The organism is Nocardia sp. NPDC004711, from assembly GCF_053601595.1.
Map to the genome: position 1 here is coordinate 23230 of NZ_JBSGCB010000021.1, position 25128 is coordinate 48357.

Below are 25128 nucleotides of genomic sequence, written 5' to 3' on the forward strand. Positions count from 1 at the left end.
AACCCGCACCCGCGCAGGATGATTCGGCGACGAAGCCGGTCCATGGCGAGCGCGTGACCGATTCCGGCGTCATCGACGCAGAGGTCATCGACCCGCGTTAGCTGGGCTCCTCACCAGGTCGGCAGTCGCCGGCGATGCTGGGCGACCTCCGTGATCAGATCCCGATAGCCGTCGGCGAGCTCGGCGAGCCGGTACCACTGCAGGTGGGCCTCCGTGTCCACCCCGCGGCGGGGCCGGTCCTCGCTGATGCGATGCGCCACCGCGCGGTGGTTCTCCTTCTCCACCCCATGGTGGGGCCGCGCTCGCCCGTCGCCTGCTTTCGGAGCCCGTGCCGGCTCGGACTCGGTATTGCCCAGAGCCCGTTGTGCGGCAACCCATTTCGCGGCCATGCGGTCGATGACCGCGCCGAGGGTCTCGGTGTGCAGCGAGGCCCCGGCGCGGTGCGGAATGTTCACCGCCACCCAGTCGTCGATGCGGGCCACCAGTTCGGCCCGGCGCTCGTCGATCCGGTCGACGCGGTGAGTGCTGTCGGCGACATCGTCGGGGGTGGCGTCGGCGGCATGCGCCGTGTCCAGGGCGCGAGATCGATGCTCATGGCATCGCACCAGTTCGTGGGCTGATTCGAGGACGTCGCGATCGCGACGATCGGAGCTGACCGGTTCCCGGAAGGCGCGCAACAGCGTTGATGGCGATGGGAGCTCGGCCCCGAAACCCGCTCCGGTGTAGTCGATTGCCATGATTCCCACCCTCGGCGTCGCATGCGTGGATGCGCCAGGGCCGAGGGGGTTTCGGGGAGGGGCTCCCCTCGGCTCCGGCGCAGCCCCGCACCCGGAACGCAACAGCCCACCACCAGCGACACGGTGAAGTAACCGGGAAATCCGCGACGATGCGATGAGAAGACTGTCCGATAATGCGGGACATATTCAGGAAAGCGCGATAGTTGGAGGGGCGCAACCATCCGGCGCGTGATCGGCGAAGCTGCCTGAAAATCGTTATACAGCATTACAAGACGGTCACATGGCCGCGGCGGTTGAAGGCCGATCGACACCTCTGCGGGCGGTGGGTGAGACAGGTTCGAGGGCTGGGCTCGACCGGGGCGAGGCTTCCCGTCGGCGGGTCGGTTACCAAGGCTTATGAATAGCTATCTGTGCGGCGTGCCGAGGGCGCGACGCGCCGTAGTCCGTTAGCCTCGATATTCGTGCCCGCCTATGCGTCGTCGCCGGAACTGCGATTCGGCTTCATGTTCGCGCTGGAAGACCCCGAGCGAATTGCCGAAGTCGTCCGCAATCTGATTGTTCGCCGGACGGTGTCGGTGTTCCGTCTCGCGCATCTGTCCAGCGACAACGGACCGCCCGATCGGTTTGTCGTGAACTGGGGCGCGCTGCCGCAGGTCTCCGTCACGACCGCGGCGCCGGACCCCGACGAATTGCGTTCCAGCGGAACGATGCTGGTCAACGCGTTTCTGGGGGAGGACGGCGAGGTGAGCCTGTATTCGGCGGGCGCGGCGCCGCCGCAGTAGGAACTGGACGGTCCTCTCCCTTGTGACGGGTCGCACAACCCGTCTCAGCGACCTCTCAGCTACCGGCAAGGTTCGCCTCAGTGTCCCTCGGCAGTGTGGGTCCGGTCGCCGAACGGAAATCCCGGGCGGCGGCGTCCACTAGAGAGAGGTTGAAACATGATCCCGGTTATCATCCAGACTGGTTCCGCTGCGCTGAACGGCGTGCTGAACACCGGTAGTGCGGCCCTGGGTGGTCTGCTCAACACCCTGTGGACGGGATCCTTCGGCCGTTAATTCGCAATAGAGCGAAGGGTTTTCGGGCAATCGCCCCGGGTGCGTTCGCATCCGGGGCGATTTTTTGTCAGACGGCCAGGGCGGGAGCCCGGCGGACCTGGAGGATCTGCTCGAGCAGGGCTACCAGGACGAGTTTCACCGACTCCCGGTCGCGGGCATCGCAATCCATGAGGTGGATGGTGGGCGAGAGGTCCAGCGCCTCGCGGACCTCGTCGAGCGCGAAGCGCGGTCCGGCCTCGAATCGGTTGACCGCCACCACGAACGGGGTGCCGCGCTGCTCGAAGAAGTCCAGCACGGGGTAGCAGTCCTCGACGCGGCCGGTGTCGACCAGGATGACGCCGCCGAGCGCGCCGTCGAGCAGGTCGTCCCAGAGGAATTCGAACCGCTCCTGGCCGGGGGTGCCGAACAGGTAGAGCACCAGGCTGGGGTCGAGGGTGATGCGGCCGAAGTCGAGGGCCACGGTGGTGGTCGTCTTGCCGGTGGCCAGGCCCGGATCGTCCAGTCCCACCGACACTTCGGTCATGGCGGCTTCGGTGGCGAGCGGCTCGATCTCCGAGATCGCTCCGATGAAAGTGGTCTTGCCGACGCCGAATCCACCGCTGGTCACGATTTTCACCGAGGAGGCCAGCGGTACGTCGGCGGGGTCAGAGGTTCCGAACAAGGTCCCGGATCCTTTCCAGAGCAGCGGTGGAGAGTTCATCGGTCCGGCCGACCGAGACATGTCCTTCGGATACCAGATCGCTCACCAGCACCCGCGCCACCCCGATCGGAACTCGCAGGGCCGCACCGATTTCGGCGATGGAGTGCGGGCGCTGGCACAGTCGCACCACCCGTTCCAGCTCGAACCGCAGCGGCGCGGACAGTGCTGCGGGGGTGGCGCGCACCAGGGTTTCGATGCGCAGGCCGTCGACTACCGGCGTGGTGCGCCCCGAGGTCATCATGAACGGTCGCACCACCTGTTCCTCATCGTCGGCCAATCTCGTATCTCGCGTGGGTTTTTCGGACGCGGCGGCACCGGACCAGCCGCGCGGGCGGCCGGGCGCGATCATGCGCGCGTCCGGCAGCCGATGCGAATCATTCATCGGCTCAAGGACTCCCGCAATTCGGTGATCAGGGCCGGGGTCAGCAGCGCGCCGGCGCGGTCGGCCAGCACGGCCATCTGATAGCCGACCAGCCCCACATCGGCGCCGTTGTCGGCGATCACGCCGATGCAGCTGCCATTGCTCATGGCCGAGACCAGCAGGAATCCGCGCCCCATCTCGATCATGATCAGCCGCAGGCCGTCGAAATCGTAACTGCGCGAGGCACTTCGGCCCAGGCTGGTGAGCCCGGAGACGATCGCGGCGAGCCGGTCGCCCGCGGTCCGGTCCAGGCCCTGGGACATGGCCATGAGTAGGCCGTCGGAGGACACCGCCACGGCGTCGCGCACCCCGTCGGTGGTACGCACGAAGTCGGCCAGCAGCCAGTTGAAAGTGTGCGGATCGGTGTCGGTGTAGTGGGTCGTCACCCGGTGTCCTCCTATGCTGTCGATCCGGGCCGCGGCGGTTCGCCGGCCTGCCCGCGCTGATGGCCGGACCGGAATCCGGCGAGCATGCTGCGTATCTCGTCGGGGGAGCGGTCCGCGACCGGCGGGGCGGCCGGCCGTGCGGCCGCCGGTTGGGCGCCGCCCGGTGTGACGCCCGGATTCTCGCGAGTCTTCCGGTTCCGCTTGACGAGACCGTTTCGCGTACGTTGCACCTCCGGGACAGCTCCCGAAACCTCGGTCGCCGCTCCCGGTGAGCTCGCTGGAACCGGGCCCGCCGGGGGCCCCGCCGCCGCTAGCGGAATGGCGAACGAACCTGTGGTCGGCCCGCCGAAGAGACGCTCGGCGGCGGTGGCGTGCGGTGGCACCGCCGGGGTGTGCGGCGCAACGGTCAGGGTGGGGGTGGGCAGCGGGACGAGCTTGATCGAGTTCGGGCTCGCGGGTGCGCCATTGGCGGCGGCGTCGTGGACGGGTGTCGCACGCTGCGGGCGTTCCGTGTCGCCGGAGCCGGGGGTGTGCCCCGAGCTGTGGCGGCCCGGTTTCGGGTCCGGCATGGTGTCGGCGACCGTCGGAAGCTGCGCGCCCGCAGCGTGTTTCGAATCCTCGGGCGGGGCGGGAAGTTCCGCCCCGGGGTCGCCGAGCAGGTCGTCCGGCAGCAGCAGCCGGGCCACCACGCCGCTGGTCGGGGACACGGTGAGCTCGACCTCGATCCCCAGGCGCCGGGCCAGCCGGCCGACCACGTAGTGGCCCAGGAAGCGGGTGGGTGCGACGAGGAAGTCGGCTTCGCCGCACAGGCGGGCATTGGCGGTGGCGAGCTGGTCGGGCGGCATGCCGACGCCGTGGTCGACGATGGCGAGCATGTAGCGCGAGCCGAGCCGGCGGCCGTAGATCTCCACCTCCAGATCGGGCGGGGAGAAGGACAGCCCGTTCTCGATGAGTTCGGCCAGCATGTGCGCGACCTCGCTGACATGCGCGCCCGCGATGGAGATCTCGTCCACCCGGCGCAGCACCACCCGCCGGTAGTCGTCGACCTCGGACAGGCCGGCGCGGATGACATCGGTCAGCGGAATGGGTTTCGACCACCGGCGCGGGCTGGACTCGCCGACCAGCACCAGCAGGCTCTCGGCATTGCGCCGCATGCGGGTGGCCAGGTGGTCGAGTTCGAAGAGGTTGGCCAGGGTGCTGGGGTCGAGCTCCTCCCGCTCGAACTCGCTGATCAGCCCGAGCTGGCGGCGCACCAGGTTCTGATTGCGCCGCGCCAGGTTGGCCATGGATTCGGTGCTGTTGCGGCGCAGCCGCGCCTGCGCGGAGGCGAGCTCGTAGGCGGTGGTCTGCACCCGGTCCAAAGCCCGTGCCACGGATACGATCTCGGCGCCCGCGCTCTCGTCGGCGCGCACCGGTTCGGGCGGGTCCGGGTCCGTGCCCTCGGAGGTCTGCCAGGCTTCGATGAGCTGCGGCAGTCGTTTACCCGCTACCTGGTCGGCCTCCTCGGCCAGCTCGGCCAGCGGCCGCACGATCGCCCGCACGGTGGCGACCACCAGCGCCACCTCGGCGGCGATGGCCAGCAGGGCGGCCAGCACGTAGAGGGACAGGCGCAGGGCGGCGTCGCGGCGCAGTTCGCTTGCCCGGGAGGTGATCTCGCCGCCGATATTGCGCTGGACGGTGCGTTCGCCGTCGATGATGGAGCTCATCTGGCGCCACCAGTCGGCGGGGTTGACCGATTCGGTGATCGGACCGCGCTCGGAGGCGAGGGCGATGGCCTCCGCGTCGCCCGCCCGCGCCGACTCGTCGGTTCGCATCGCGGTGTAGAGCTGCGAACGCTGCGCGGGTGTGGCATCGCGTTCGAAGGCCGTCACCGCGGCCTGTTTGGCGGCTCGGATATCGAGGAACTTCACGTACTCGCCCGGTGCGAACGCGCCCGCGGCGAAGACACCGTTGAGGAAGCCACGTTCCTGACCGGTGAACTCCTTGACGTCGCCGAGCGCGTAGAGGCTCTGCAGCCCGCGCCACAGCCGGCTGTCCAGAGCGTGATCGAGGCCGGGCCGCGCCTGGTTCAGCGTGCCGATCGCATTGGTATAGAAGGCGAACGAGGCCGACCGGTCGGCGCGACCGGCGTCCACATCGGCGCGCGTGGCGGTCACTCCGGAGAACTGCTGGAGCGCGGTGCGCACCAGATCGGCGCCCGGCGGCTGCTGGTTCAGCGTGGAGTTGAGCTCCTGCAACGCGCTGTCGGTGGCGAGGCGCTGATTGCCGAGCGCACTGCGGGACGCGGCGTCGCCGCCGAGCAGTCCATTGGTGAGACCGCGTTCGCGCTGCACCTCGTGGACCAGGTCCTGTACCGCCAGCGCGAGCTGGACCGACTGGGCGGTGTCTCCGGTGTCGCGGTAGTCGTTCACCTCGCGGGTGATGACGATCGTCAGCAGCGCCAGCACCAGCGCCACCGACACGATCAGAATGCGCCGCAGACGAGCCCGGATGGTGCGTGGCCGGATCAATTCCATTGGCGGCGTGAGCTTCACGTTACCCGATGGCAACAGTTTCGCCGGACGCACTCTCACTCGGTCTCCCGTAAATCAGCTGTCGTGCCGACCCGGGCCGGGCACATGGAGAATAGTCAGCAACGTCGCACACCCGACCCCGGCCCGCAATTCGAAACAAGTCGATGTGGTGTGCGGAACTCGCCGTCGCGCGCGCTATTACAAATCTGGTCACAATGTGTGAGAAGCAGATGTGATCTTCGCGTCGCCGGGGAAACATTGGGGTGAACAACGGCTCACCGCTGTTCCGGCGGCTGTCGGAAGGAGGCCGCCGCGCTCGAGAGGAGTGACGGACATGCAGCCCAGTCCCGCTTATCCGGTGCGTGTGCGGGGAGACCTCGACCCGGGGTTGTCCCGCTGGATGTGGATAGTCAAGTGGATACTCGCCATTCCACACTATGTTGTGCTGATCTTCCTGAGCATCGCGTATCTGGTGGTGAGCATCATCGCTTTCTTCGCGATCCTCATAACCGGCTCGTATCCGAGAGGGCTCTTCGATTTCAATGTCGGCGTGTTGCGTTGGAGCTGGCGAGTGCGTTTCTATGCGCTCTCGCAACTGGGAACCGACCGCTACCCGCCGTTCAGCCTGCAACCCGATCCGGACTACCCGGCTGATCTGGAAGTCGACTATCCCGAGCAACTGAATCGCTGGATGGTCTTGATCAAGTGGTGGCTGCTGGCGATTCCGCAGTATCTGATCGTCGCCGCGTTCATGGGCGGCGGCCGCAATCAGCTGTCACTGCTGCCGATCCTGTTGATCGTCGCCGTCATCGGCCTGCTGTTCACCGGCGCGTATCCGCGGGGTCTGTACGACTTCGCCATGGGCGTCAATCGCTGGACGTTGCGGGTGCGCGCCTACGCGTCCCTGATGACCGACGCCTACCCACCGTTCCGGCTCGATCAGGGCGCGAGGGAGCCCGACGCCGCGGACTCGTAGAGACGCCGCACCACGTCCTCGATATCGGGTTCCTCGATGGACAGGTCGCGGACCTCGGCGCGGGCCGAGACGGCCGTGAGCAGCTGTGCGGCAGTGATGATCTCGGTGTCGAAGGCCAGCCGCTGCCGCATGCCCGCGCCCTGACTGTCGAGCAGTTTGGCGCCGGGCAGGTCGGCCAGGTCGGGGGTGGGCTCGGCGAGATCGACGGTGAGCACCCGTTGCGCACCGACGGTCGCGCCGAGGCCGGTCAGCGAGCCGTCGTAGACCAGCCGGCCGTGGTCCACCACCAGCACCCGCTCGCACAGCCGCTCGATATCGCCCATATCGTGGGTGGTGAGCAGCAGGGTGGTGCCGCGCTGAGTGCGCTCGTAGCGCAGGAATTCGCGTAATCGCTGCTTGGACAGCACATCCAGGCCGATGGTCGGTTCGTCGAGAATGACCAGCTCGGGTGAATGCAGCAGGGCCGCCGCGACTTCCGCGCGCATGCGCTGGCCCAGCGACAGCTGCCGGACCGGGGTGTCGAGGGTGCCGCCCATCTCCAGCTGTTCGACGAGCTCGGTGGTGCGGGTGCGCGCCGCCGCCGGGGTGAGCCGGTGGATGGCGGCCAGGATCGAGAACGATTCGCGCAGTGGCAGATCCCACCACAGCTGCGAGCGCTGCCCGAACACCACACCGATCCGACCGGCCAGCTCGCGGCGCTGCCGCACCGGGTCCAGCCCGCAGGTGCGCAGCCGCCCGGCCGAGGGCACCAGGATGCCGGTGATCATCTTGATGGTGGTGGACTTGCCCGCCCCGTTCGCACCGATGTAGCCGACCGCCGCGCCCGGCTCGACCCGGAAGCTCATGCCGTCCACCGCGGTGAGCACCTCGCGCCGGCGCCGCCAGCGGCCCTCCTTCTTACTCAGCACGAAAGTCCTTGTCAGGCCCTCGATATCGATGATGGCACCGTTCACCCGCCGCCTCCTTGATAGTGCGTGGTCCCGAGTCGCCACAGGAACAGCGCGGCCGCCCACACCCACGCCGCCGCCACCGGCGCCGCCCAGGCCAGCCAGCTCGGCAGCAGGGCGGGCCCGGGCAGCCCGAGCAGCGCGATGGCGGGCAGATACGAGGTGAAGGCGACCGGAACCAGAAATCCGAACACCAGTTTCATCGGTGCCGGGAACACCGAGGTGGGTTGCATGGACGCGTACGACCCGCCATAGGTGAAAGCATTGGTCAGCTCCGCGCCGTCGATGAGGAAGAACTGCGCCCCGGCCGCGCACACGAAGAGCCCGGCGAAGATGGCGATTCCGGACAGCACCGTGACGGCGAACAGCACCAGGTGCGCGGGGGTCCACTGGATGTCGTTGCGTGCCAGGCCGAATGACAGCACGGTGGCGGCCACCGCGATGCGTGCCACCCGGCGCAGCTGGATATCGCTGGTCATGAGCTGCAGCAGCAGGGGTTGTGGCCGCAGGTAGAAGGCGTCCAGCTTGCCCATCCGGATGTAGGTGGGGAGCGTGTCGGCGTGCCCGACCACCATGTCGGCGACGGCGAAACAGGTATTGCTCATGCCGAACAGCAGCAGCATGGCGTTCAGGTCCAGCCCGCCCAGCCGGGGCACATTGTGGAAGATCACCCACATTTCGGCGAACTCCACCAGCCCGATCAGGAAGGCGCTCACCACATCCGCGGCGAAGGACAGCGGATAGGCGCGTTGCGCGCGCACCCGCGAACCCAGCACCGCACGGTAGGACGTCAGCCGGGAGGGACGTGCCTCACCCACCCTGCACCTCCAGTTTGCGGCGCCCGGCCCGCAGTAGCAGCTGCCCGGCGCTCACCAGTACGGCCAACCAGAAGCATTGCACGACAACGATTTCCACCGCATCCCTGCCCGCAGTGCGACCGGACAGCACATCGATGGGCCACTGCAGCATGGACGGGAAGGGTGTGGCGTAGGCAATCTCGCGCAACCAGCCCGGAAACAGGTGCACCGGCGCGAACAGCCCGGCCAGGAAGGTGCCCAGGATCATGTGCAGAGCGCGCAGCCCGCGGGTCTCGATGAGCCAGAACCCGGCCAGGCTGACCGCGAACATGGACAGGAACGACAGCGTCATGGCCAGCAGCAGGCTGAGAGCGCCCAGCACGTACGGTCCCGGTGTATCCGGGAACGCGAGCCCGAAGGTGAGCAGGCCGACGAGAATGCTGGGTATGCCGCGCGGTAGCAGAGAGAACGCCGCCCGGCCCAGATATTCGGCCAGGTGCGCGAATTGGATGTCGATCGGCCGCAGGAAGTCGATGGCGACGTCCCCGGTGCGGATGCGCTCCACGATGTCGGGCAGCGTCCAGAAGGCGATGGCGCCCAGCAATCCCTGTGACAGCCAGATGTAGGCGCCGATGGTCCCGCGGTCGTAGCCGCCGAATCCGCTGTTCACGCGCACGGCCGTCATGAGCACGGCCGCCCGCACGAAGCCGAACACGAGATTGGTGAGCAGGCCCGCCAGCATGGCGAGCCGGTAGTGCGATTGCCTGCGAAACCCTGCCTTGACCAGCTGCCGGTAGACCCCCACGTCGCTGCGCACAAGAGGTTGACACTACGGGTGCGGTCGTTGTCCTGCAATGGAGTTGCGTGGCCCCCTCGCGCAGGACAGAGTTATGCTCGATGCCGGTTTGTTGCGGTGTGCGTCACGCGCGGAGCATCCGCGTCCGATTCGCGGAAAAATGGCTTCACGGCCCGGTTCCTGTGATAGAAACATCAGCGTTTCACTTAGTTGCGACGCTAGGACCGCTGATGACCATTGCCGACACGGACGTTTTCGAGGCTCTCGAATCCAATGTGCGTGGTTACTGCCGTTCCTGGCCGACGGTGTTCGACACCGCCAGCGGCGCCTGGATCACCGACGAGAACGGCAAGGAGTACCTCGACTTCTTCGCCGGTGCGGGCGCGCTCAACTACGGCCACAACAACCCGCTGCTCAAGCAGGCGCTGATCGACTACCTGCTCGGCGACGGCATCACCCACGCCCTGGACATGTCCACCGTCGCCAAGCGCCGGCTGCTCGAGGCCATGCGCGATCTGGTACTCGTCCCGCGCGGGCTGGACTACAAGGTCCAGTTCCCCGGCCCGACGGGAGCCAATGCCGTCGAGGCCGCACTCAAGCTGGCGCGCAAGGTCACCGGCCGCACCACCGTCCTGAACTTCACCAACGCCTTCCACGGCATGACGCTGGGCGCGCTGTCGGTCACCGGCAATGCCGCCAAGCGCGCCGGCGCGGGCGTCCCGCTGGTGCACACCGCCCCGATGCCTTACGACGGCTATCTGGATGAGCCCGAGGACTTCTCGTGGATGCGCCGCGCCCTCGACGACAGCTCGTCGGGGCTGGACAAGCCCGCCGCGGTCATCGTCGAGACCGTGCAGGGCGAGGGCGGGATCAATGTGGCCCGCGCCGAATGGCTGCGGCAGCTGTCCGAATTGTGCTCGGCCCGTGGCATTCTGCTCATCGTCGACGACGTGCAGATGGGTTGCGGCCGCACCGGCCCGTTCTTCTCCTTCGAGGTCGCGGGCATCACCCCCGATATCGTCGCGCTCTCGAAGTCGATCGGCGGCTACGGCCTGCCCATGGCGCTGGTGCTCATGCGCCGGGACCTGGACCAGTGGGCGCCCGGTGAGCACAACGGCACCTTCCGCGGCAACAACGCCGCCTTCGTCACCGCCGAGGTCGCGCTGCGCCACTACTGGTCCGACGACCGCCTGCAGCTCGCCACCCTGGCCAAGGGTGCGCGCGTGCACGAGCACCTGGTCGCGCTGACCGAATCCTTCACGGGCATCTCCACCCGCGGCCGCGGCCTGGTGCACGGTCTGGTCTTCGAGGACGCCTCGCAGGCCGAGAAGGTCTGCCAGGTCGCCTTCGAACACGGCCTGCTGGTCGAAACCTCCGGCGCCAACGACGAAGTCGTGAAGCTGCTCCCACCCCTGACCGTCAGCGATGACGAGATCACCCACGGCCTGGGCATTCTCACCCGCGCCGTGGAGATCGTCCGCGACGGCCACTAGACGTCGGCCACCGCCCACACCGGTGCCGACCCGGTGCCGGGTTCCCAGCTGCGGAGGGAACCCGGCACCACCTATTTCTATGTCGTGAAGTGCTGCTGGAACCGGGCGAGCAGGGCCGCGTCGTTCTTGGGTGAGTTTGCCGGGATACTCGGCTGTTGTCGGCCGCCATCCGGCGCGGGCTCCGCCCACCGGTGTGCGCTGCGGCCTCGGAGCCGAGATCCGTTGCGCCCGATTCCGCCGCCATCTCGCCCGGTGCATGGTCCGGACCGCACACGGCTCGGCCGGACGCGGATCGCGCCGCGGCTTCGGCCGTTCCGGCGCCCGATCAGCCGGTCGAGCCGGTACGGCCCGAATCGGGATCCAACGGTGAGCGGATGATCAGGACTGCTCATTTTCGTCCTCGGCTCCTCGTCGAGGATTCATTGTGGCAGCTGGGGCGGGAGCAAGCCCAGAATCACGCGGATTACAACCGGTGACCGGGCGGGGCCGGACCGGCAGGGTCGGGGTGTGGCGGACGAAGGCCCGCGGCCGCCACCGTCCCCGTCCCCGTTCGCCCGAGGTGCTGTCGTGTCCGCAATTGCCGTGCAGGCCAGGCCCATTACCGGCCGGCCACGCCTGCCGAGCGTCTCCGTGCTGGCGCGCTTCGTCGCGCCGGTGCTGCTGGTGGTGGTCTGGCAGCTCGCCAGCTCGACCGGTGCGCTGCCCGAGCGGCTGCTCGCCTCCCCGGTGACCGTCGTGCAGACGGCCGTCGACCTGATCAAGGACGGCACGCTCACCAAGGCCGTGTCGGTATCGCTGCAGCGAGCCGCGCTGGGCTTCGTCATCGGCGCGGCGGCCGGCATCGGGCTGGCCCTGCTGGCCGGGCTGAGCCGGGCCGGGGAGTACCTGGTCGACCCGCTGATGCAGATGCTGCGGACGCTGCCGTTCTACGGCCTGATCCCGCTGTTCATCCTGTGGTTCGGGATCGGGGAGCTGCCCAAGATCGTGCTGGTCGCCTTCGGGGTGGCGATTCCCCTGTACCTCAACACCTTCGCGGGTATCCGCGGCGTGGACGGCAAGCTGGCCGAGCTGGCCCGCGTGCAGCGGCTGAGCCGGGCGGGCCTGATCCGGCACATCGTGCTGCCGGGCGCGCTGCCGCAGACACTGGTCGGCCTGCGTCAGTCGCTGGGCGTGGCCTGGCTGGCGCTCATTGTCGCCGAGCAGGTCAATGCCGACGCGGGTCTGGGTTTCATGATCAACGACGCCCGCGAGTTCCTGCGTACCGACGTGATCGTGGTCGGCCTGCTCGTCTACAGCGTGCTCGGGCTGCTCACCGACGCGCTCGTTCGTTCCATCGAGAGGAGAGCGCTGTCATGGCGACGCGGCTTCCTGGCACCCTGACCGATTCGGTGATCGCGGCGACGCTGGCCGAACTGGAGGAGCCGGCGGCGGCCCCGGCCGCGGCCGATTCCCCGGTGGTGCGAATTCGCGGTCTGGTCAAGGACTTCGGCGAACGCCGGGTCCTGCACGGACTGGATCTCGACATCCGCCCCGGCGAGTTCGTGGCCCTGCTCGGGCGCAGCGGCTCCGGCAAATCCACCCTGCTGCGGGCGCTGGCGGGCCTGGACGACGAGACGGGCGGCGAGCTCACCGTGTCCGGCGAGGTCGCGGTCGCCTTCCAGGAACCGCGCCTGGTGCCGTGGAAACGCGTACGCGACAACGTGACTCTCGGACTGCGTCTCGAAAACCCCAGGGCTGCCGCCGCAGCCGCGCTGGCCGAGGTGGGCCTGGGGGCGCGCGGCGAGGCCTGGCCGCTGACCCTCTCCGGCGGTGAGGCGCAGCGCGCCTCACTGGCCCGCGCCCTGGTCCGGGAGCCGGATCTGCTGCTGCTCGACGAACCCTTCAGCGCCCTGGATGCCCTGACCCGCATCACGATTCACGGCCTGGTGCTGGACCTGTGGGCGCGGCACCGGCCCGGCGTGCTGCTGGTCACCCACGACGTGGACGAGGCGGTGCTGCTGGCCGATCGTGCCCTGGTGCTCGACGGCGGCCGCATCGCCCGCGAGATCCCCATCGACCTGCCGCGCCCGCGCCGGCGCGAGCATCCCGAATTCCTGGCCCTGCGTACGGCATTGCTCGCCGAGCTGGGTGTCACCCCGGAAGGAACCACCGAATGAGATCCAAGCGCCTGTTCGCCGCCCTGGCGGTCGCCACGGCCCTCGTCAGCGCGGCGTGCTCGTCCGGCAATGACGACACCAAGGGCGTGAACGCGGACGGATCGGTGGACCTGTCACAGGTGACCCTGCACATCGGCGATCAGAAAGGTCTTGCGCTGCAAGCCCTGCTGGAGGTCTCCGGCGAGGGCAAGGGACTTCCGTACAAGGTCGAATGGTCCACCTTCACCGCCGGACCGCCCCTGCTCGAGGCCATCAATGCCGGATCCATCGACTTCGGCGGCGTCGGCGACGCCCCGCCGGTGTTCGCGGCGGCGGCCAAGTCCCAGATCAAAATCATCGGGTCCTACGACTCCGGGGCGGCCGGGAACGGTCTGGTGGTGCCCAAGGACTCGTCGATCAAGGATCCGAAGGACCTGCGCGGCAAGAAGATCGCGGTCACCAAGGGCAGCTCCGCGCACTACCACCTGCTGTCGGTGCTGACCAAGGCCGGGCTCACCTTCTCCGATATCGAGCCGCAGTACCTGCAACCCGCCGACGCGCTCGCCGCGCTGTCCACCGGGCGGGTGGACGCCTGGACGGTCTGGGATCCCTATGTGGCCCAGTCCGAACTGAGCGGTAATCGGGTGCTGGTGGACGGCACCGGCTACGTGAAGCCGGACAGCTTCTTCGTCACGGGTTCGAAGACGTTGCAGAACAAGGCGAATGCGGCCGCGGTCCGGGACCTGCTGGTGCGTATCCAGCGTGCGCACGGGTGGATCACCGGCCACCGCGAGGGCTGGGCCAAACAGTCGGCCGCCATCACCGGGGTGCCCTACGACGTCACGCTCCTGGCCGTGAACCGCGCCAACTACCAGGATCACCCGCTCGATGACGCGACGATCGCCGCGGAACAGCAAGTGGCCGACGGTTTCTCCGACGCCAAGCTGATTCCGGGCAAGGTCCGGATCGCCGACTTCATCGACACCCGCTACAACGACCGATTCACCTCCTAGGAGTCCCCGCATGAGCTTGTCGTTCCACTGGTTCCTGCCCACCTCCGGCGACTCCCGCGGCCTGGTGGCCGGCGGGCACGGCACCCCGATGTCGGGTGACCGCCCGGCCTCGCTGCACTACCTGAACCAGATCGCCGCGGCCGCCGAGACCAACGGCTTCGAGGCCGTGCTCACCCCCACCGGCTCCTGGTGCGAGGACGCCTGGCTCACCACCGCCATGCTGGTCGAGACCACCGAGACGCTGAAATTCCTGGTGGCCCTGCGCCCGGGCCTGATGAGCCCCACCCTGGCCGCGCAGATGGCGGGCACCTTCCAGCGGCATTCCGCGGGACGGCTCTTCCTCAATGTGGTGACCGGCGGCGAACCGCTGGAGCAGGCGGCCTACGGCGACTTCGCCGACAAGGAGGCCAGGTACGCCCGGACGGGAGAGTTCCTGGATGTGGTGCGGTCGCTGTGGAACTCGCACGAGCCGGTCACGTTCCGCGGCGAGCACATTCACGTCGAGAACGCGCTGTTGAGCAATCGGCCCGATCCGGTGCCGCCGGTGTTCTTCGGCGGCTCCTCGGCCCCGGCGGGACCCGTCGCGGCCCGGTACGCCGACACCTATCTCATCTGGGGTGAACCGGTGCTGGCGGTCAGCCGCAAGCTCGACTGGATCCGCGGGCTGGCCGTGGACCACGGCCGCAAGCTGGACTACGGCCTGCGTATCCACGTCATCACCCGCGACACCTCCGAGGAGGCGTGGGCGGTGGCCGACAAGCTGCTGGCCGGGATCGACCCGGCCGATATCGAGCGCGTCCAGAACGCCCTGGCCAAGAGCGAATCCGAGGGGCAGCGCCGGATGTCGGAGCTGCATAACGGCAGCACCGACCGGCTCGAGATCGCACCGAACCTGTGGGCGGGGGTGGGACTGGTGCGCGGTGGCGCGGGCACCGCGCTGGTCGGCTCGCACGCGGAGGTGGCCGAACGCCTCGTCGAATACTCGAAGGCCGGCATCTCCCACTTCGTGCTCTCCGGCTACCCGCATCTGGAGGAGGCCTACTGGTTCGGCGAAGGCGTGCTGCCGATCCTGGAGCGAAAGGGCCTGTGGCAGCACCCGATCCGCCGCCCGTCCCTTCCCGTCTCGACTCCGTTCGCCAGCGCGTCCAGCAGCTAGACCCGAAGTAGCCGGGCCCGGCCGCCGCCGCACCCCGAGGGCGCGGCGGCCGGTGAGTACATGCCGTGAGTAATTCGGCGGAAGCGGCAGCGGGACAGTCCTTCCTACGCTTCGGGCAGCACCCACCGCGGGTGACTCCGAGAGGAGGAGACCATGTCCTATATCCACATCATCGGGGACGAGCCCGTTCTGCTGGTGCTCGACGACATCCACTGGGCCGACCAGCCTCGCTGCTGGCGCTGCGGCACATCGTGCGCGGCTGGCGCGAGCAGCGAATCCTGGTGTGCGCCAACGCCCGTGACACCTCCGCTGACGCCGAGGCGGGCTGGCGGGCCGTGGCGCCGGAACTGCTGCGGGAACCGGTGACCGATGTCCTGGACCTGACCGGGCTGTCCCACGGCAGCTCCGCCGTCTGCCTGAGCGCGGCGGCCGAACGCGCCGTGCCCGACCGCATTACCGCCGCCGCTTACCGGATGAGCGGTGGAAACCCCTTCTATCTGCGGGAACTCGGGCGGGGCCTGCGCGGCGCCGCCGGCGACGAGCTGCGCCTGCCCGCCACATTGCGGGAAGTGGTCCGCGGCCGCCTCGCCACCGTGCCACCCCGCGCCCAGGAACTGTTGCGGGCGGCCGCCATCCTCGATGACGCCTTCCCCGTCGCGATCGCCGCGCGGCTGATCGGCCGCCCGGCGCTGGAATGCCTCCCCGCGCTGGACGCCGCCGTCGCCTCCGGCCTGCTCGTGCTCGAATCACCGGGCGGGACAGTGCGATTCACGCACGCCCTGGTGCGCGCGGCCCTGCACGACGGGCTGCCCCTGCAGCAGCGGGTGCTGCTGCACGCGCGCGCCGCCCGCGCCATCGAGGAGCTGTATCCCGACGCCCTCGACCAGCACGCCGCCGCCCTGGCCCGCCACTACGCCGAATCCGCGCTGGCCGGCGACCGCGCGCCCGCCCTGTGGTGGGCCCGCCGCGCGGGCGACAATGCCCTGCGCGACCTGGCTTTCGAGGAAGCCGCCCGGCTCTACACCGTCGCCCTCGACCACACGACCGGCGGCCCGCCCGCCGATCGCGGCCGCCTCCTGCTGACCCGCGCCACCGCCCACTTCCGTGCCGGGAACCTCGAGCCCGCCCGCGCCGACTGCCTGGCCGCCGGTGAACTGGCCCGCCGCACCGGCGACGGGCACCTACTCGCCGAGCGCGCCCTGATCCTGGAGCCGGTGGAAAACCATCTGTGGGACAGGGACATTCACGAGTGGTGCCTCGAGGCGCTGACGGCGGAAGCCTCACTCGGAGACGGCTACCAGGCGGACGAGACCACGGCCGAGCGGGGCGGCAGCAATCCGGCACTGGCCGGTGGTGCGGGGAGTCTGTTCGGCGCTGTGGATTTCGACGCGCGATCCGTGGCGGACTGCCCTTCCGGACGGTTGCCGGAATCGCTGCGGGCTCGGCTGCTCGCCCGCGCGACCGAGGCCGCGTCGTATCTGGGCCGGTGGGACGAGATCGGCGAGACCAGCTCGCGGGCACTGGCATTGGCCGATCGCTGCCTGTACCGGGCCGGAGGATCTGGCCGAACGGGTGCGGCTGGCGACGCGGATGATCGACATCGGAGTGCGGTCGCGGCGGCCCGGCACCGAGCTGTGGGGCCGGCTCTGCTTCGGCCCGGTGCCGCTCTGGCTCGGTAAATTCGCCGCCGCACTGGGTGATTCGGCAGCCGCGGAACACGAGCTGCGGACCGCGCTGGAGATCTGCCGGGACATCGGCGCCCAGGGTTTCGTGGTCGAGGCGAGCACTGATCTGGCCGCGGTGCTGCTGGCGCGCGGGGCGACCGAGGAGGCGCTGGCACTGGCGAAAGCCGCGCTGCCGCAGGCCGAGTCGATCGGCATGCCGCCGTGGACGGACCGTCTGCGGAGCCTGGCCGCCGAGGCGTCCGCACGGGCGGTGCTGTCCCCACGTGAGCGGGAGGTGGCCCAGCTGGTCGCCGCGGGGCTGAGCAATCGCGAGATCGCCACCGCCCTGGTGCTGTCCGAGCGCACCGCGCAGAACCATGTGCAGCACATCCTCACCAAACTCGGCTTCACCAATCGCGCGCAGATCGTGGCCTGGGTGACTCACGCCGACCGTGGCCCGGGCGCACAGGCTGGACCGCGGCCTCGATGAACAGGGCTCGGAGGCGCCGGAATTCACCCTGTCGTAGTGCGACCGTCGACCGCGTCTGACACAGTCGACAGGTATGAACGGTCGGCGGCGTGTTCTGGGACTGTGCGCAGCGGTACTGAGTCTGGGCCTGGTGGCGGGCTGCGGCGGTGCGGACAACCCGGCCCCCGCCACCTCGACCGCGGTGCCGCTGGTGTCGACCGGCGACCTGCCCAAGGCGCAACCGGGTGAAGTACACCTGTTCGGGATCAACGACCTGCACGGGAATCTGCAACCGCCGGACGGCTCCAACGGCAAAGTGGGGACGTACAACGCCGGGGGCGCGGCGTACCTGGCCGCGCACCTGGCGCGGCTGAAGGCGGCCTACCCGGACAGCGCCATCCTGTCGGCCGGCGACAATATCGGGGCCAGCCCGCTCGTTTCCTCGCTGTTCCACGACGAGCCGACCATCGACTTCCTGAACTCGGTGGGTGTCGCGGCCTCGGCGGTCGGCAATCACGAATTCGACCACGGCGTCGCCGAATTGCGCCGACTCCAGCAGGGCGGATGCGCCGCCGATGGCTGCACGCCGGGCGAGCCGTTCACCGGGGCGAAGTTCCCGTACCTGGCCGCCAATGTCACCGACGGCAACGGTCAGCTGCCGCCCGGGCTGAAGGCGTGGACCATGCTCGAACTGGGCGGCCACAAGATCGGCATCATCGGCGTCGTCACCACCGACACCGAGCACATCGTCACGCCCGAGGGCATTCGCGGCTACCGCTTCGGCGACGAGGCCGACGCCATCGGCAAGTACGTGCCCGAGATGAAATCCGCGGGTGCGGAAACCGTGGTGGCGCTGCTACACGACGGCGGCGCCCAGCAAACCCACGGCGGCCCGGTCGATTACAACGGCTGCGCCGGCATCTCACCCGACGTCCAGGCACTCGCCCACCGCACCGATGCCGCGGTGTCGGTGCTGCTCACCGCGCACAGCCACCAGGCCTACAACTGCACACTGGACGGCAAGGTGGTCACCCAGGCCGCCTCCTTCGGCCGCCTCGTCACCGACGTCACCCTGCGCTTCCACGACGGCAAGGTCGAGGCGAAGGCCGTCAACCGGGTCGTCACCCGTGATGTCACGCCCGCGCCCGCCGCCGCCCAGCTGGTGGATTACTTTGCCGGACAAGCGAAACCGCTGGCCGATCGGGTGATCGGCCAGGCCACCGCGCCGGTGCCCGCCGAGCCCGCTCCGGCCGGGGATTCCCCGCTCGGCGATGTCATCGCCGACGCCATGCTCGACGCCATGACCACCGTGCAGGCCGTGGCGGCCTTCATGAATCCGGGCGGGGTGCGTGCGGGGCTGACCGGCGGCAACATCACCTATGAGCAGGCATACACCGTGCAGCCCTTCGGCAATCAGGTGGTGGCGGTGGCGCTGACCGGACAGCAGATCCTGAATCTGCTGGAGCAGCAATGGGATAATGTCAGCAAGCCCGGCGTGCTGTCGGTCGCGGGCATCACCTACACCTACTCCGGCAGCGCGCCCAAGGGACACAAGGTGGTCGACGACAGCGTCCGGGTGGCCGGACAGCCGCTGAATCCCGTAGCGGTCTACCGGGTTTCGACCAACAACTTCCTGGCCGCCGGGGGCGACGGCTTCACCGTGTTCCAGCAGAGCCGCGAAACCCTGGTCGGCCCCATCGATCTCGACGCCCTGGAGACCTACCTGCGCGGCCGCGGGGCGGTCACCCCGCCCGCGAGCCGCATCGAGAAGCACTAGCGCCGGAACTCCTCGATCGGGAGCCTTGGAGTGCTACTGGCCCATCACGTATTTCACCGTCGGCCCGGCGGTCCAGCCGCCGTCCACCGCGAGTTCCGCGCCGGTGACGTACGAGGACGCGTCCGAGAGCAGGAAGACGATGGCCGAGGCGATCTCATCGGCCTCGCCGACCCGGCCCATCGGGGTATTGGGATAGCCGCCCTCACCCTGCTGGATGCCGACCTGTGCGGTCATCGGGGTGTAGGTCATGCCCGGGTGCACGGAGTTCACTCGAATCCGGTCGATGCCGTTCTCGATGGCGGCCACCTTGGTCATGCCGCGCACCGCCCACTTGGAGGCGCCGTAGCTGCCGGTCAGGGCCAGGCCCATGAGCCCGGCGGCGGAGGAGATATTGACGATCGAGCCACCGCCCGCCTGCTTGAGCGCGGGCATGAAGGTCCGCATGCCCAGGAAGACGCCGACCAGATTGATGTCGATGACCTTGCGGAAGTGCTCTACCGATTCATCGGCCAGCAGTTCCCCGGTCGAGATGCCGGCATTGTTCACCAGGCCGTGCACGCTGCCGCCGAAGGCGTCGCAGGCCGCGGCCAGCGCGGTGGTCCAGTCGAGCTCGGAGGTGACGTCGAGGTGCTGATAGGCGGCGCGCGAGCCCAATTCGGCCGTGAGCGCCTTGCCCTCCTCGCCGAGCACGTCGGCGATCACGACATTCGCCCCGGCCCCGACCGCCTGCCGGGCGGCCGCGGCGCCGATGCCCCGCGCCGCGCCGGTGATGAGAATCGTCTTGCCGCTCAGATCGTGCATGGGAGGCTCCTTCCAGAGGAACCGGCGCACAGGCGTGGTGATCCGTTCGCCGGCCACACAGTTGGTTCGCTGAATAGTGTCCGATGCGTTCCGAATCGGCTCGGCGGCACACCCGAATCCATATAGTTGATATATCAACTAATTCAACCCGGGTGTCGGTGCGGGTATTCCCGTAGGGTGCGGGCGTGAACCGCGCGCCCCTCGGCACCGTCGACGAACTCATGACCCTGCTGGCCGGCTGCGCCGACGCCTGGGACATGCCCGACCGCAGCGGCGATCCGGTCGACATCCTCGACCACGACCGGCAGTGCGCCGAGCTCCTGCGCCGGGACTTTCCCGGCGATGAGGAACTTCAGGTGGCCGGGCTGGTGCACGACATCGGGCACGTGCTGGTGCCCGGTGACGACGCGGGACACGGAGTCCACGGCGGCGACGCGGTCCGGGCCCTGCTCGGCGCACGGGTCGCGCGGCTGGTCGAACTGCACGTGGTGGCCAAGCGGTATCTGGCGGCCACGGATTCGGTACACGCCGAGGCGCTTTCGCCGTCGAGCCGGCGCACCCTGATCGCGCAGGGCGGTCTCATGGCGCCCGGGGAGATCACGGCCTTCGAGCGCGATCCCGATTTCGCCGCGGCCGTCGCGCTGCGGCGCGCCGACGACGCGGGCAAGGTGGTCGGCCTGACCGTCCATCCCCTCGAGACCTGGCGGCCGGTGGTCGAGCGGGTGGCCGCCGCCCGCTGACCGCGGGTCGCCGGGCACGGCCGGGCGGCCTGCATAGACTCGCTCTGTGCCGTTGTCCCCGCGCGTCCCCGATCTGGCCGCCCTCGATCTGCTGCTGTCGGTGATCGAGCTGGGCAGTCTCGGCCGGGCGGCCAAGGCGCACGGCATCAGTCAGCCCTCCGCCAGCTCGCGCATCCGCTACCTCGAGCAGCTGGTGGGCGTGCCGGTGCTGGAGCGGACGACGCTCGGCTCGCGGCCGACGGCGGCGGGCTCGCTCATCGCCGAATGGGCGCGCACTGTCGTGGATGCGGCCGCCCGGCTGGACGCCGGGATCGACAGCCTGCGCGCGCAGCGGGATTCGCGGCTGCGGGTGGCGGCCAGCCAGACCGTCGCGGAGTACCTGTTCCCGAAGTGGCTGGTGGGCCTGCGCGCCCGGATGCCGGACACCTCCATCGCCCTGGAATCGGGCAATTCGGCAGAGGTTGCCAAGGCGGTGCTCGAGGGCCGGGCCGGAATCGGGTTCGTGGAGAGCCCGCGCCTGCCGACCGAACTGGAAAGCCATGTGGTGGGCCGGGATCGGCTGGTCGTGGTGGTCGCGCCCGGTCACCCCTGGGCCCGCCGGGCCGAGATCGACGCGGCCGAACTGGCGCGCAGCCCGCTCATCTATCGCGAACCCGGATCGGGCACCCGGAACTCCTTCGAGCGTGCCATGACCGCCGGAATGCCGGGCTGGGAGCCGAATGTCGCGCTGGAGCTGTCCTCGACCACTGCGATCAAGACCGCCGTCGCCGACGGCATCGCGCCGGCCGTGCTGAGTTCCCTGGCGGTGGCCACCGAACTGGCCGAGGGGATCCTGATGTCGCCCACGGTGACCGGTCTGGATCTGGAAAGACAGCTGCGTGCGGTATGGCCGATCGGACAGAAGCCGACCGGTCCGGCGCGCGATTTGTATGCCATTGCGTGCCGCCCACTCTGAATCGCCCGCGGGAGTCTTCGGGGGAGTTGCGCGCCATTCCGGGGGGGGTTTTGTCCGAAGTGTTGACAGAGTGACGCCCATCACCATAGTGTTCCGGCGCAGGCCCACCGAATTTCCGAAGGGCCGTCGCTGCCTGCACATTCCTCTCGCCATTACAATGTCTTCGCTGAATTCGCAGCCCGAAGACACAAGTGCGCCAACGCCTCCCCGTGGGCGTTATCAAAGGGTTATGGTCACGGCATGGTGCGAACCGCCGCCGCTACCGCAGACCCGGATGAGCCACACATTCCGGCCACTGCTTCGCGGCCAAAGCTAGAGGTTGTTCCCGAATCGCCTGACCCCGAAGCGCCACAGCCCCACTCCTTCGGCGCACACGTCCTGAGCCCGGCCGATATCGCGCGACTCCCGTCCTCGGCCCGGCACCGCATCGCAGCCTTCATCCACCTGCAGGTGGCAACCCTGGAGGAGTGGCCAGAGCCGGTTCTGCCCCCCATTCCCGATCTCGACAATCTCTGACGGTCGTGCACCCCGGGTATTCCCCGAACCGGATTCGTCCAAACCTGTGTGGTGCCGTCCGATTTCATCCCGCACACTGCTGAGCTTCATCGAAAACGTGAGCTTCATCGAAAACGGCCGCAGCCCAAGCACATCGGTGACGATGTCCAGGAACTGCGGCCGCGCCGTGGTTGATCAGCCGCCGATGGACTGGAAGATCTTGACGCCCACCAGGATCACCGCGAGCAGCAGGTAGCCGCGCAGGGCGAACATGCCCACCGTGCGCGCCGTGGAGAACGCCGGTCGCGCCAGGGTGTCGAGCGCGGGGGTGCGCCAGGTGTCGCGGTCCGCCTCCAGAATGGCCTTGCGTTCGGCCTTGGTGAGGCGAGTGGAGTCCAGCTCCTCCACCTGATCCGGATCCAGTCCGCCGAGCTCGGCCGCGGTCCGCTCGGCCCGGCGACGCCGGCCGCGCTGCCAGGCGATGAGCATGCCCGCCCCGCCCAGGACGCCGACCAGCGCGCCCGCGCCGAAGCCGATTTCGAGGGTCGTGGTGGTCAGGTCCGGGAAGAAGGTGGCCGCGGTCAGCGCGAGCGACAGCAGCACCAGCGACCAGACGATGACCCCGGCGACAATGTTCTGCCTGACCGTGTTCACCCACGGGCCGAGCACGGCCTTGTCATTGCAGAGCAGGACCAGGAACACCGTCGCCGAGGGCAGCAGCACCCCGGCCAGCGCCTGCACCCCCTGGGTCAGCAGGCCCAGCACGTGATCGGGGCTGAACGACACCGCGGCGGCGACGCCGAGCAGCGCCGCGTATCCGAGATAGAAGGCCGGCGCCTCGGAGACCTTCCAGTGCAGCGAGTGCCGCCGGCCCAGGGTGTCGCCGAGGGCGTAGGTGGTGGCCAGGCCGACGGCATTGGCGCCGATGAGCGAGGCGTCCAGCAGCAGGATGGCGAAGAGCGCGCCGGCGGTGGTGCCCACGTGGTCGTGCAGCGCGTGGGCGACGGCCCCGGCATCGGTGAAGCTGCCGGCCGCGGCCGTGCCCGCGAGGCCGAAGGTGGTCGCCGCCATGATGGCGACCGCGCCGACCATGACCACGACGATGCCGATCCACAGGTCGATGCGCTCGTAGCGGATCCAGCGGGGAGTGATGCGCTTGTCGACGATATTGGACTGCTGGAAGAACAGCTGCCACGGCGCGACCGTGGTGCCCACGATGGACACGATCAGCAGTAGCAGCGTCGAGTTCAGCCCGCCCGGGAAGGACGGCAGGAATCCGTGCGCGACCTGGGATGCCTTGGGGTGCACCAGGAATGCCAGCGGGAACATGACGATGTTCAGCGCGATCAGTCCGAACAGGAACCGCTCCCAGCGCCGGAACGAACCGCCGGCCACCATGGCGAACAGCGCGACCGCGGCCAGCGGCACGGCGACGCCCTTGGGCAGCCCGAAGTAGTTGAGCGCCATGGAGACACCGATGAACTCGGTGACGATGGTGAGCGCGTTCACGATGAACAGGTCGCCGACGCTGAACGCGCCCCAGAACTTGCCGAAGCGGTCGAAGATCAAGCGCGCGTGGCCGACTCCGGCGACCGCGCCGAGACGGACCACCATCTCCTGGTTCACGTAGAGCACCGGGATCAGCAGCACCAGGGTCCAGACCAGCGCCATGCCGTAGTTCTGTCCGGCCTGCGCGTAGGTGGCCACGCCACCGGCATCGTTGTCGCCGACCATGACGATCAGGCCGGGCCCGATAATGGCCAGCAGCATGCGGAAACGCTGGCGGCGGGAACGGCCTTCGAGGGTGTCGTGCCGGCCGATGGAGCCGAGCGCGCCGACGATATCGCCGACGTGCGCGCTGTCCATGACGGCGCCGGTGGGATGGACGTCGGCGGCGGGCCGGCCGGCTGCGGCGGGCACGGCGACGGTGGAGGTGCGGCGGCTGGAGCCGTTCGCGAAGAAGGCCATGGCCTGTCCCTCGCTTTCGATCATCAGGTGTGCGGGCGTGCGGAATACGCCCGGCCGCCGAGCGAGTTCGGGCACGGATCGACCGGCCCGGGGCACGCGCGGGCTACCGACCGGCGGTGGAACGCCGGGCACGCCTGTGCGGGAAACGGGTCAGCCGGTGACCGGAATGCGGCAAGCCGGGGACGTCTGAAGAGTGAAATCCGTACTCGGATACGGACTATCGCCGGAACTCATTGTTCGTCCCTCACCTCCTTGCCGCCGGGACGTACGTGGACGTCACTACATCGGGTGTCGCATCGCGCACAGCAGGAGGGATCTGGGCTTCGCGCGACGGCGCGGACCCTGCACCCCTCTCGTCAGAGCTTCGGCACTGCACGACGTATCCGGGGGCTCGCGACCCGGGAAGCCACTTCGGATCACCCCTTAATCCGGGGTGATCTGTCCTAACCCTGGGCGTCTCTCGACGTCGTCGGATCAGTGGCCTGTGTTCGTACAGGAGCCTCGCCTAGCGAGGTGCTGACTGGGCAATGGTGAGCCCGGTCGTTCCGCTTGTCAAATCCGGGCCGGTCGGTTCCTCGTAATCTCTTGTGCCCCAACCGATCCGGCCATGGCAACTCCGTGGCAAACCTTCATGGCCACCCGGTCCGTTATCGCATCCGGCGGTGGCGACGATCAACCGGTAAACCTGCCGAACCGGGGAGTCGACATGCAATTTCCGATCCGTGTCCTGACCGCGGCCGCCGCCCTGATCGCCGTGTCCACGCTGGGCCCGGCGATCGCCCAGGCGGCACCGCCCGACTTCGTGCAGTTCCGCACGCCGTCGGGAAACATCGGCTGCCTCGTCTCCGCGACCACCGCGGCCTGCGAGATCTCCCAGCACGACTACGCCACCCCGCCCCGGCCGGAGAACTGCCACCTCCAGTACGGCGACCGCTTGGTCCTGGAGAGCACCGGCGTCGTCGACTTCCACTGCCACGGCGACCGTCTGGTCGAATCCACCGCGGCGGTCCTCGACTACGGGACGAACGTCACCGTCGGCGGCCTCACCTGCCTGAGCACCACCGACTACGTCGAATGCGCCGGGGCGGGCCACGGCTTCCGCCTCTCCCGCCAGGCCTACACCATCGACTGACG

General features: G+C 68.9%; 24 protein-coding genes and 1 riboswitch. Of the genes, 14 read left to right on the forward strand and 10 right to left on the reverse strand.

Annotated elements, in window-relative coordinates; genetic code table 11:
* Nucleotides 1-110: 110 nt before the first annotated feature.
* The gene (locus ACWEKS_RS22145) at nucleotides 111-737 is read right to left on the reverse strand and encodes a DUF4254 domain-containing protein (protein WP_452341829.1); all 627 of its coding nucleotides are present in this window, start codon (nucleotides 735-737) and stop codon (nucleotides 111-113) included.
* Between the two features lie 461 nt (nucleotides 738-1198).
* On the opposite strand from ACWEKS_RS22145, the gene ACWEKS_RS22150 reads away from it, so the two are divergent.
* The gene (locus ACWEKS_RS22150) at nucleotides 1199-1519 is read left to right on the forward strand and encodes a hypothetical protein (RefSeq protein ID WP_379400928.1); all 321 of its coding nucleotides are present in this window, start codon (nucleotides 1199-1201) and stop codon (nucleotides 1517-1519) included.
* 340 nt (nucleotides 1520-1859) lie between these two features.
* On the opposite strand, the gene ACWEKS_RS22155 is transcribed toward ACWEKS_RS22150, so the two are convergent.
* From ACWEKS_RS22155 to ACWEKS_RS22170, 4 genes are read right to left on the reverse strand one after another with little or no spacing between them, the layout of a single operon-like run.
* Entirely contained in the window at nucleotides 1860-2420 is a 561-nt protein-coding gene (locus ACWEKS_RS22155; RefSeq protein WP_452341940.1) for a GTP-binding protein, read from the reverse strand.
* Nucleotides 2421-2436: 16 nt separating this feature from the next.
* A complete protein-coding gene (locus tag ACWEKS_RS22160; RefSeq protein ID WP_379382751.1) occupies nucleotides 2437-2874 on the reverse strand; it encodes a DUF742 domain-containing protein in 438 nt (145 codons plus the stop codon).
* Entirely contained in the window at nucleotides 2871-3299 is a 429-nt protein-coding gene (locus ACWEKS_RS22165) for a roadblock/LC7 domain-containing protein (RefSeq protein WP_354834451.1), read from the reverse strand. The genes ACWEKS_RS22160 and ACWEKS_RS22165 overlap by 4 nt, the downstream gene beginning before the upstream one ends.
* Nucleotides 3300-3310: 11 nt before the next feature.
* The gene (locus ACWEKS_RS22170) at nucleotides 3311-5833 is read right to left on the reverse strand and encodes a nitrate- and nitrite sensing domain-containing protein (RefSeq protein WP_452341830.1); all 2523 of its coding nucleotides are present in this window, start codon (nucleotides 5831-5833) and stop codon (nucleotides 3311-3313) included.
* 313 nt (nucleotides 5834-6146) lie between these two features.
* On the opposite strand from ACWEKS_RS22170, the gene ACWEKS_RS22175 reads away from it, so the two are divergent.
* Nucleotides 6147-6788 carry a DUF4389 domain-containing protein gene (locus ACWEKS_RS22175; protein ID WP_452341831.1) on the forward strand — a complete coding sequence of 214 codons (642 nt, stop codon included), beginning with the start codon at nucleotides 6147-6149 and terminating at the stop codon, nucleotides 6786-6788.
* Here the strand turns inward: ACWEKS_RS22175 and ACWEKS_RS22180 are convergent.
* The 3 genes from ACWEKS_RS22180 to ACWEKS_RS22190 all read right to left on the reverse strand — a co-directional run bounded on the left by ACWEKS_RS22180 (nucleotide 6752) and on the right by ACWEKS_RS22190 (nucleotide 9349).
* Nucleotides 6752-7633: an ABC transporter ATP-binding protein gene (locus tag ACWEKS_RS22180; protein ID WP_452341941.1), complete on the reverse strand. Its 882-nt coding sequence runs from the start codon at nucleotides 7631-7633 to the stop codon at nucleotides 6752-6754. The genes ACWEKS_RS22175 and ACWEKS_RS22180 overlap by 37 nt on opposite strands.
* Nucleotides 7634-7737: 104 nt before the next feature.
* A complete protein-coding gene (locus ACWEKS_RS22185; protein ID WP_452341832.1) occupies nucleotides 7738-8553 on the reverse strand; it encodes an ABC transporter permease in 816 nt (271 codons plus the stop codon).
* Nucleotides 8546-9349, reverse strand: a complete 804-nt coding sequence (locus tag ACWEKS_RS22190) for an ABC transporter permease (protein ID WP_452341833.1) — start codon at nucleotides 9347-9349, stop codon at nucleotides 8546-8548. The genes ACWEKS_RS22185 and ACWEKS_RS22190 overlap by 8 nt, the downstream gene beginning before the upstream one ends.
* A 209-nt stretch (nucleotides 9350-9558) precedes the next feature.
* Here ACWEKS_RS22190 and ectB point away from each other — a divergent pair, with 209 nt between their 5' ends.
* The 8 genes from ectB to ACWEKS_RS22230 all read left to right on the forward strand — a co-directional run bounded on the left by ectB (nucleotide 9559) and on the right by ACWEKS_RS22230 (nucleotide 19035).
* Nucleotides 9559-10821, forward strand: coding sequence for a diaminobutyrate--2-oxoglutarate transaminase (gene ectB, locus ACWEKS_RS22195; protein WP_452341834.1), 1263 nt, complete (start codon nucleotides 9559-9561; stop codon nucleotides 10819-10821).
* A 567-nt stretch (nucleotides 10822-11388) separates the two neighbouring features.
* On the forward strand, nucleotides 11389-12201 hold the full coding sequence (locus ACWEKS_RS22200) for an ABC transporter permease (protein ID WP_452341835.1): 813 nt from the start codon (nucleotides 11389-11391) through the stop codon (nucleotides 12199-12201).
* Nucleotides 12174-12977 (forward strand): ABC transporter ATP-binding protein, encoded by an 804-nt coding sequence (locus ACWEKS_RS22205; RefSeq protein ID WP_452341836.1) that lies wholly within the window; start codon nucleotides 12174-12176, stop codon nucleotides 12975-12977. The genes ACWEKS_RS22200 and ACWEKS_RS22205 overlap by 28 nt, the downstream gene beginning before the upstream one ends.
* A complete protein-coding gene (locus tag ACWEKS_RS22210; protein WP_452341837.1) occupies nucleotides 12974-13969 on the forward strand; it encodes an ABC transporter substrate-binding protein in 996 nt (331 codons plus the stop codon). The genes ACWEKS_RS22205 and ACWEKS_RS22210 overlap by 4 nt, the downstream gene beginning before the upstream one ends.
* A 10-nt stretch (nucleotides 13970-13979) precedes the next feature.
* A complete protein-coding gene (locus ACWEKS_RS22215) occupies nucleotides 13980-15125 on the forward strand; it encodes an LLM class flavin-dependent oxidoreductase (RefSeq protein WP_452341838.1) in 1146 nt (381 codons plus the stop codon).
* A gap of 251 nt (nucleotides 15126-15376) precedes the next feature.
* Nucleotides 15377-16804, forward strand: coding sequence for a hypothetical protein (locus tag ACWEKS_RS22220; protein WP_452341839.1), 1428 nt, complete (start codon nucleotides 15377-15379; stop codon nucleotides 16802-16804).
* The gene (locus ACWEKS_RS22225) at nucleotides 16716-17279 is read left to right on the forward strand and encodes a response regulator transcription factor (RefSeq protein WP_452341840.1); all 564 of its coding nucleotides are present in this window, start codon (nucleotides 16716-16718) and stop codon (nucleotides 17277-17279) included. The genes ACWEKS_RS22220 and ACWEKS_RS22225 overlap by 89 nt, the downstream gene beginning before the upstream one ends.
* 73 nt (nucleotides 17280-17352) lie before the next feature.
* Nucleotides 17353-19035 carry a bifunctional metallophosphatase/5'-nucleotidase gene (locus ACWEKS_RS22230; protein ID WP_452341841.1) on the forward strand — a complete coding sequence of 561 codons (1683 nt, stop codon included), beginning with the start codon at nucleotides 17353-17355 and terminating at the stop codon, nucleotides 19033-19035.
* A 33-nt stretch (nucleotides 19036-19068) separates the two neighbouring features.
* Here the strand turns inward: ACWEKS_RS22230 and ACWEKS_RS22235 are convergent, their stop codons facing one another.
* Complete coding sequence (locus ACWEKS_RS22235) at nucleotides 19069-19836, reverse strand: glucose 1-dehydrogenase (protein WP_452341842.1); 768 nt, start codon at nucleotides 19834-19836, stop codon at nucleotides 19069-19071.
* A 185-nt stretch (nucleotides 19837-20021) separates the two neighbouring features.
* On the opposite strand from ACWEKS_RS22235, the gene ACWEKS_RS22240 reads away from it, so the two are divergent.
* From ACWEKS_RS22240 to ACWEKS_RS22250, 3 genes are all read left to right on the forward strand, one after another.
* Nucleotides 20022-20576, forward strand: coding sequence for an HD domain-containing protein (locus tag ACWEKS_RS22240; RefSeq protein WP_452341843.1), 555 nt, complete (start codon nucleotides 20022-20024; stop codon nucleotides 20574-20576).
* A gap of 46 nt (nucleotides 20577-20622) precedes the next feature.
* On the forward strand, nucleotides 20623-21531 hold the full coding sequence (locus ACWEKS_RS22245) for a LysR family transcriptional regulator (RefSeq protein ID WP_452341844.1): 909 nt from the start codon (nucleotides 20623-20625) through the stop codon (nucleotides 21529-21531).
* 240 nt (nucleotides 21532-21771) lie between these two features.
* Nucleotides 21772-22047: a hypothetical protein gene (locus ACWEKS_RS22250; protein ID WP_452341845.1), complete on the forward strand. Its 276-nt coding sequence runs from the start codon at nucleotides 21772-21774 to the stop codon at nucleotides 22045-22047.
* 174 nt (nucleotides 22048-22221) lie between these two features.
* On the opposite strand, the gene ACWEKS_RS22255 is transcribed toward ACWEKS_RS22250, so the two are convergent.
* Nucleotides 22222-23994 carry an NRAMP family divalent metal transporter gene (locus tag ACWEKS_RS22255; protein WP_452341942.1) on the reverse strand — a complete coding sequence of 591 codons (1773 nt, stop codon included), beginning with the start codon at nucleotides 23992-23994 and terminating at the stop codon, nucleotides 22222-22224.
* Between the two features lie 341 nt (nucleotides 23995-24335).
* Nucleotides 24336-24514, reverse strand: a riboswitch (M-box (ykoK) riboswitch).
* Between the two features lie 186 nt (nucleotides 24515-24700).
* Between ACWEKS_RS22255 and ACWEKS_RS22260 the strand changes: the two genes are divergently transcribed.
* Nucleotides 24701-25126 (forward strand): DUF6636 domain-containing protein, encoded by a 426-nt coding sequence (locus ACWEKS_RS22260; protein ID WP_452341846.1) that lies wholly within the window; start codon nucleotides 24701-24703, stop codon nucleotides 25124-25126.
* Nucleotides 25127-25128 lie beyond the last annotated feature (2 nt).

Bases quoted from the DNA above. Each gene is read 5' to 3' on its own strand.
- ACWEKS_RS22145 (WP_452341829.1), bottom strand. From the start codon at position 737: ATGGCAATCGACTACACCGGAGCGGGTTTCGGGGCCGAGCTCCCATCG.
- ACWEKS_RS22160 (WP_379382751.1), bottom strand. From the start codon at position 2,874: ATGAATGATTCGCATCGGCTGCCGGACGCGCGCATGATCGCGCCCGGC.
- ACWEKS_RS22175 (WP_452341831.1), top strand. From the start codon at position 6,147: ATGCAGCCCAGTCCCGCTTATCCGGTGCGTGTGCGGGGAGACCTCGAC.
- ACWEKS_RS22180 (WP_452341941.1), bottom strand. From the start codon at position 7,633: ATGAGCTTCCGGGTCGAGCCGGGCGCGGCGGTCGGCTACATCGGTGCG.
- ectB (WP_452341834.1), top strand. From the start codon at position 9,559: ATGACCATTGCCGACACGGACGTTTTCGAGGCTCTCGAATCCAATGTG.
- ACWEKS_RS22205 (WP_452341836.1), top strand. From the start codon at position 12,174: ATGGCGACGCGGCTTCCTGGCACCCTGACCGATTCGGTGATCGCGGCG.
- ACWEKS_RS22210 (WP_452341837.1), top strand. From the start codon at position 12,974: ATGAGATCCAAGCGCCTGTTCGCCGCCCTGGCGGTCGCCACGGCCCTC.
- ACWEKS_RS22215 (WP_452341838.1), top strand. From the start codon at position 13,980: ATGAGCTTGTCGTTCCACTGGTTCCTGCCCACCTCCGGCGACTCCCGC.
- ACWEKS_RS22225 (WP_452341840.1), top strand. From the start codon at position 16,716: ATGATCGACATCGGAGTGCGGTCGCGGCGGCCCGGCACCGAGCTGTGG.
- ACWEKS_RS22230 (WP_452341841.1), top strand. From the start codon at position 17,353: ATGAACGGTCGGCGGCGTGTTCTGGGACTGTGCGCAGCGGTACTGAGT.
- ACWEKS_RS22235 (WP_452341842.1), bottom strand. From the start codon at position 19,836: ATGCACGATCTGAGCGGCAAGACGATTCTCATCACCGGCGCGGCGCGG.
- ACWEKS_RS22250 (WP_452341845.1), top strand. From the start codon at position 21,772: ATGGTGCGAACCGCCGCCGCTACCGCAGACCCGGATGAGCCACACATT.
- ACWEKS_RS22255 (WP_452341942.1), bottom strand. From the start codon at position 23,994: ATGGCCTTCTTCGCGAACGGCTCCAGCCGCCGCACCTCCACCGTCGCC.
- ACWEKS_RS22260 (WP_452341846.1), top strand. From the start codon at position 24,701: ATGCAATTTCCGATCCGTGTCCTGACCGCGGCCGCCGCCCTGATCGCC.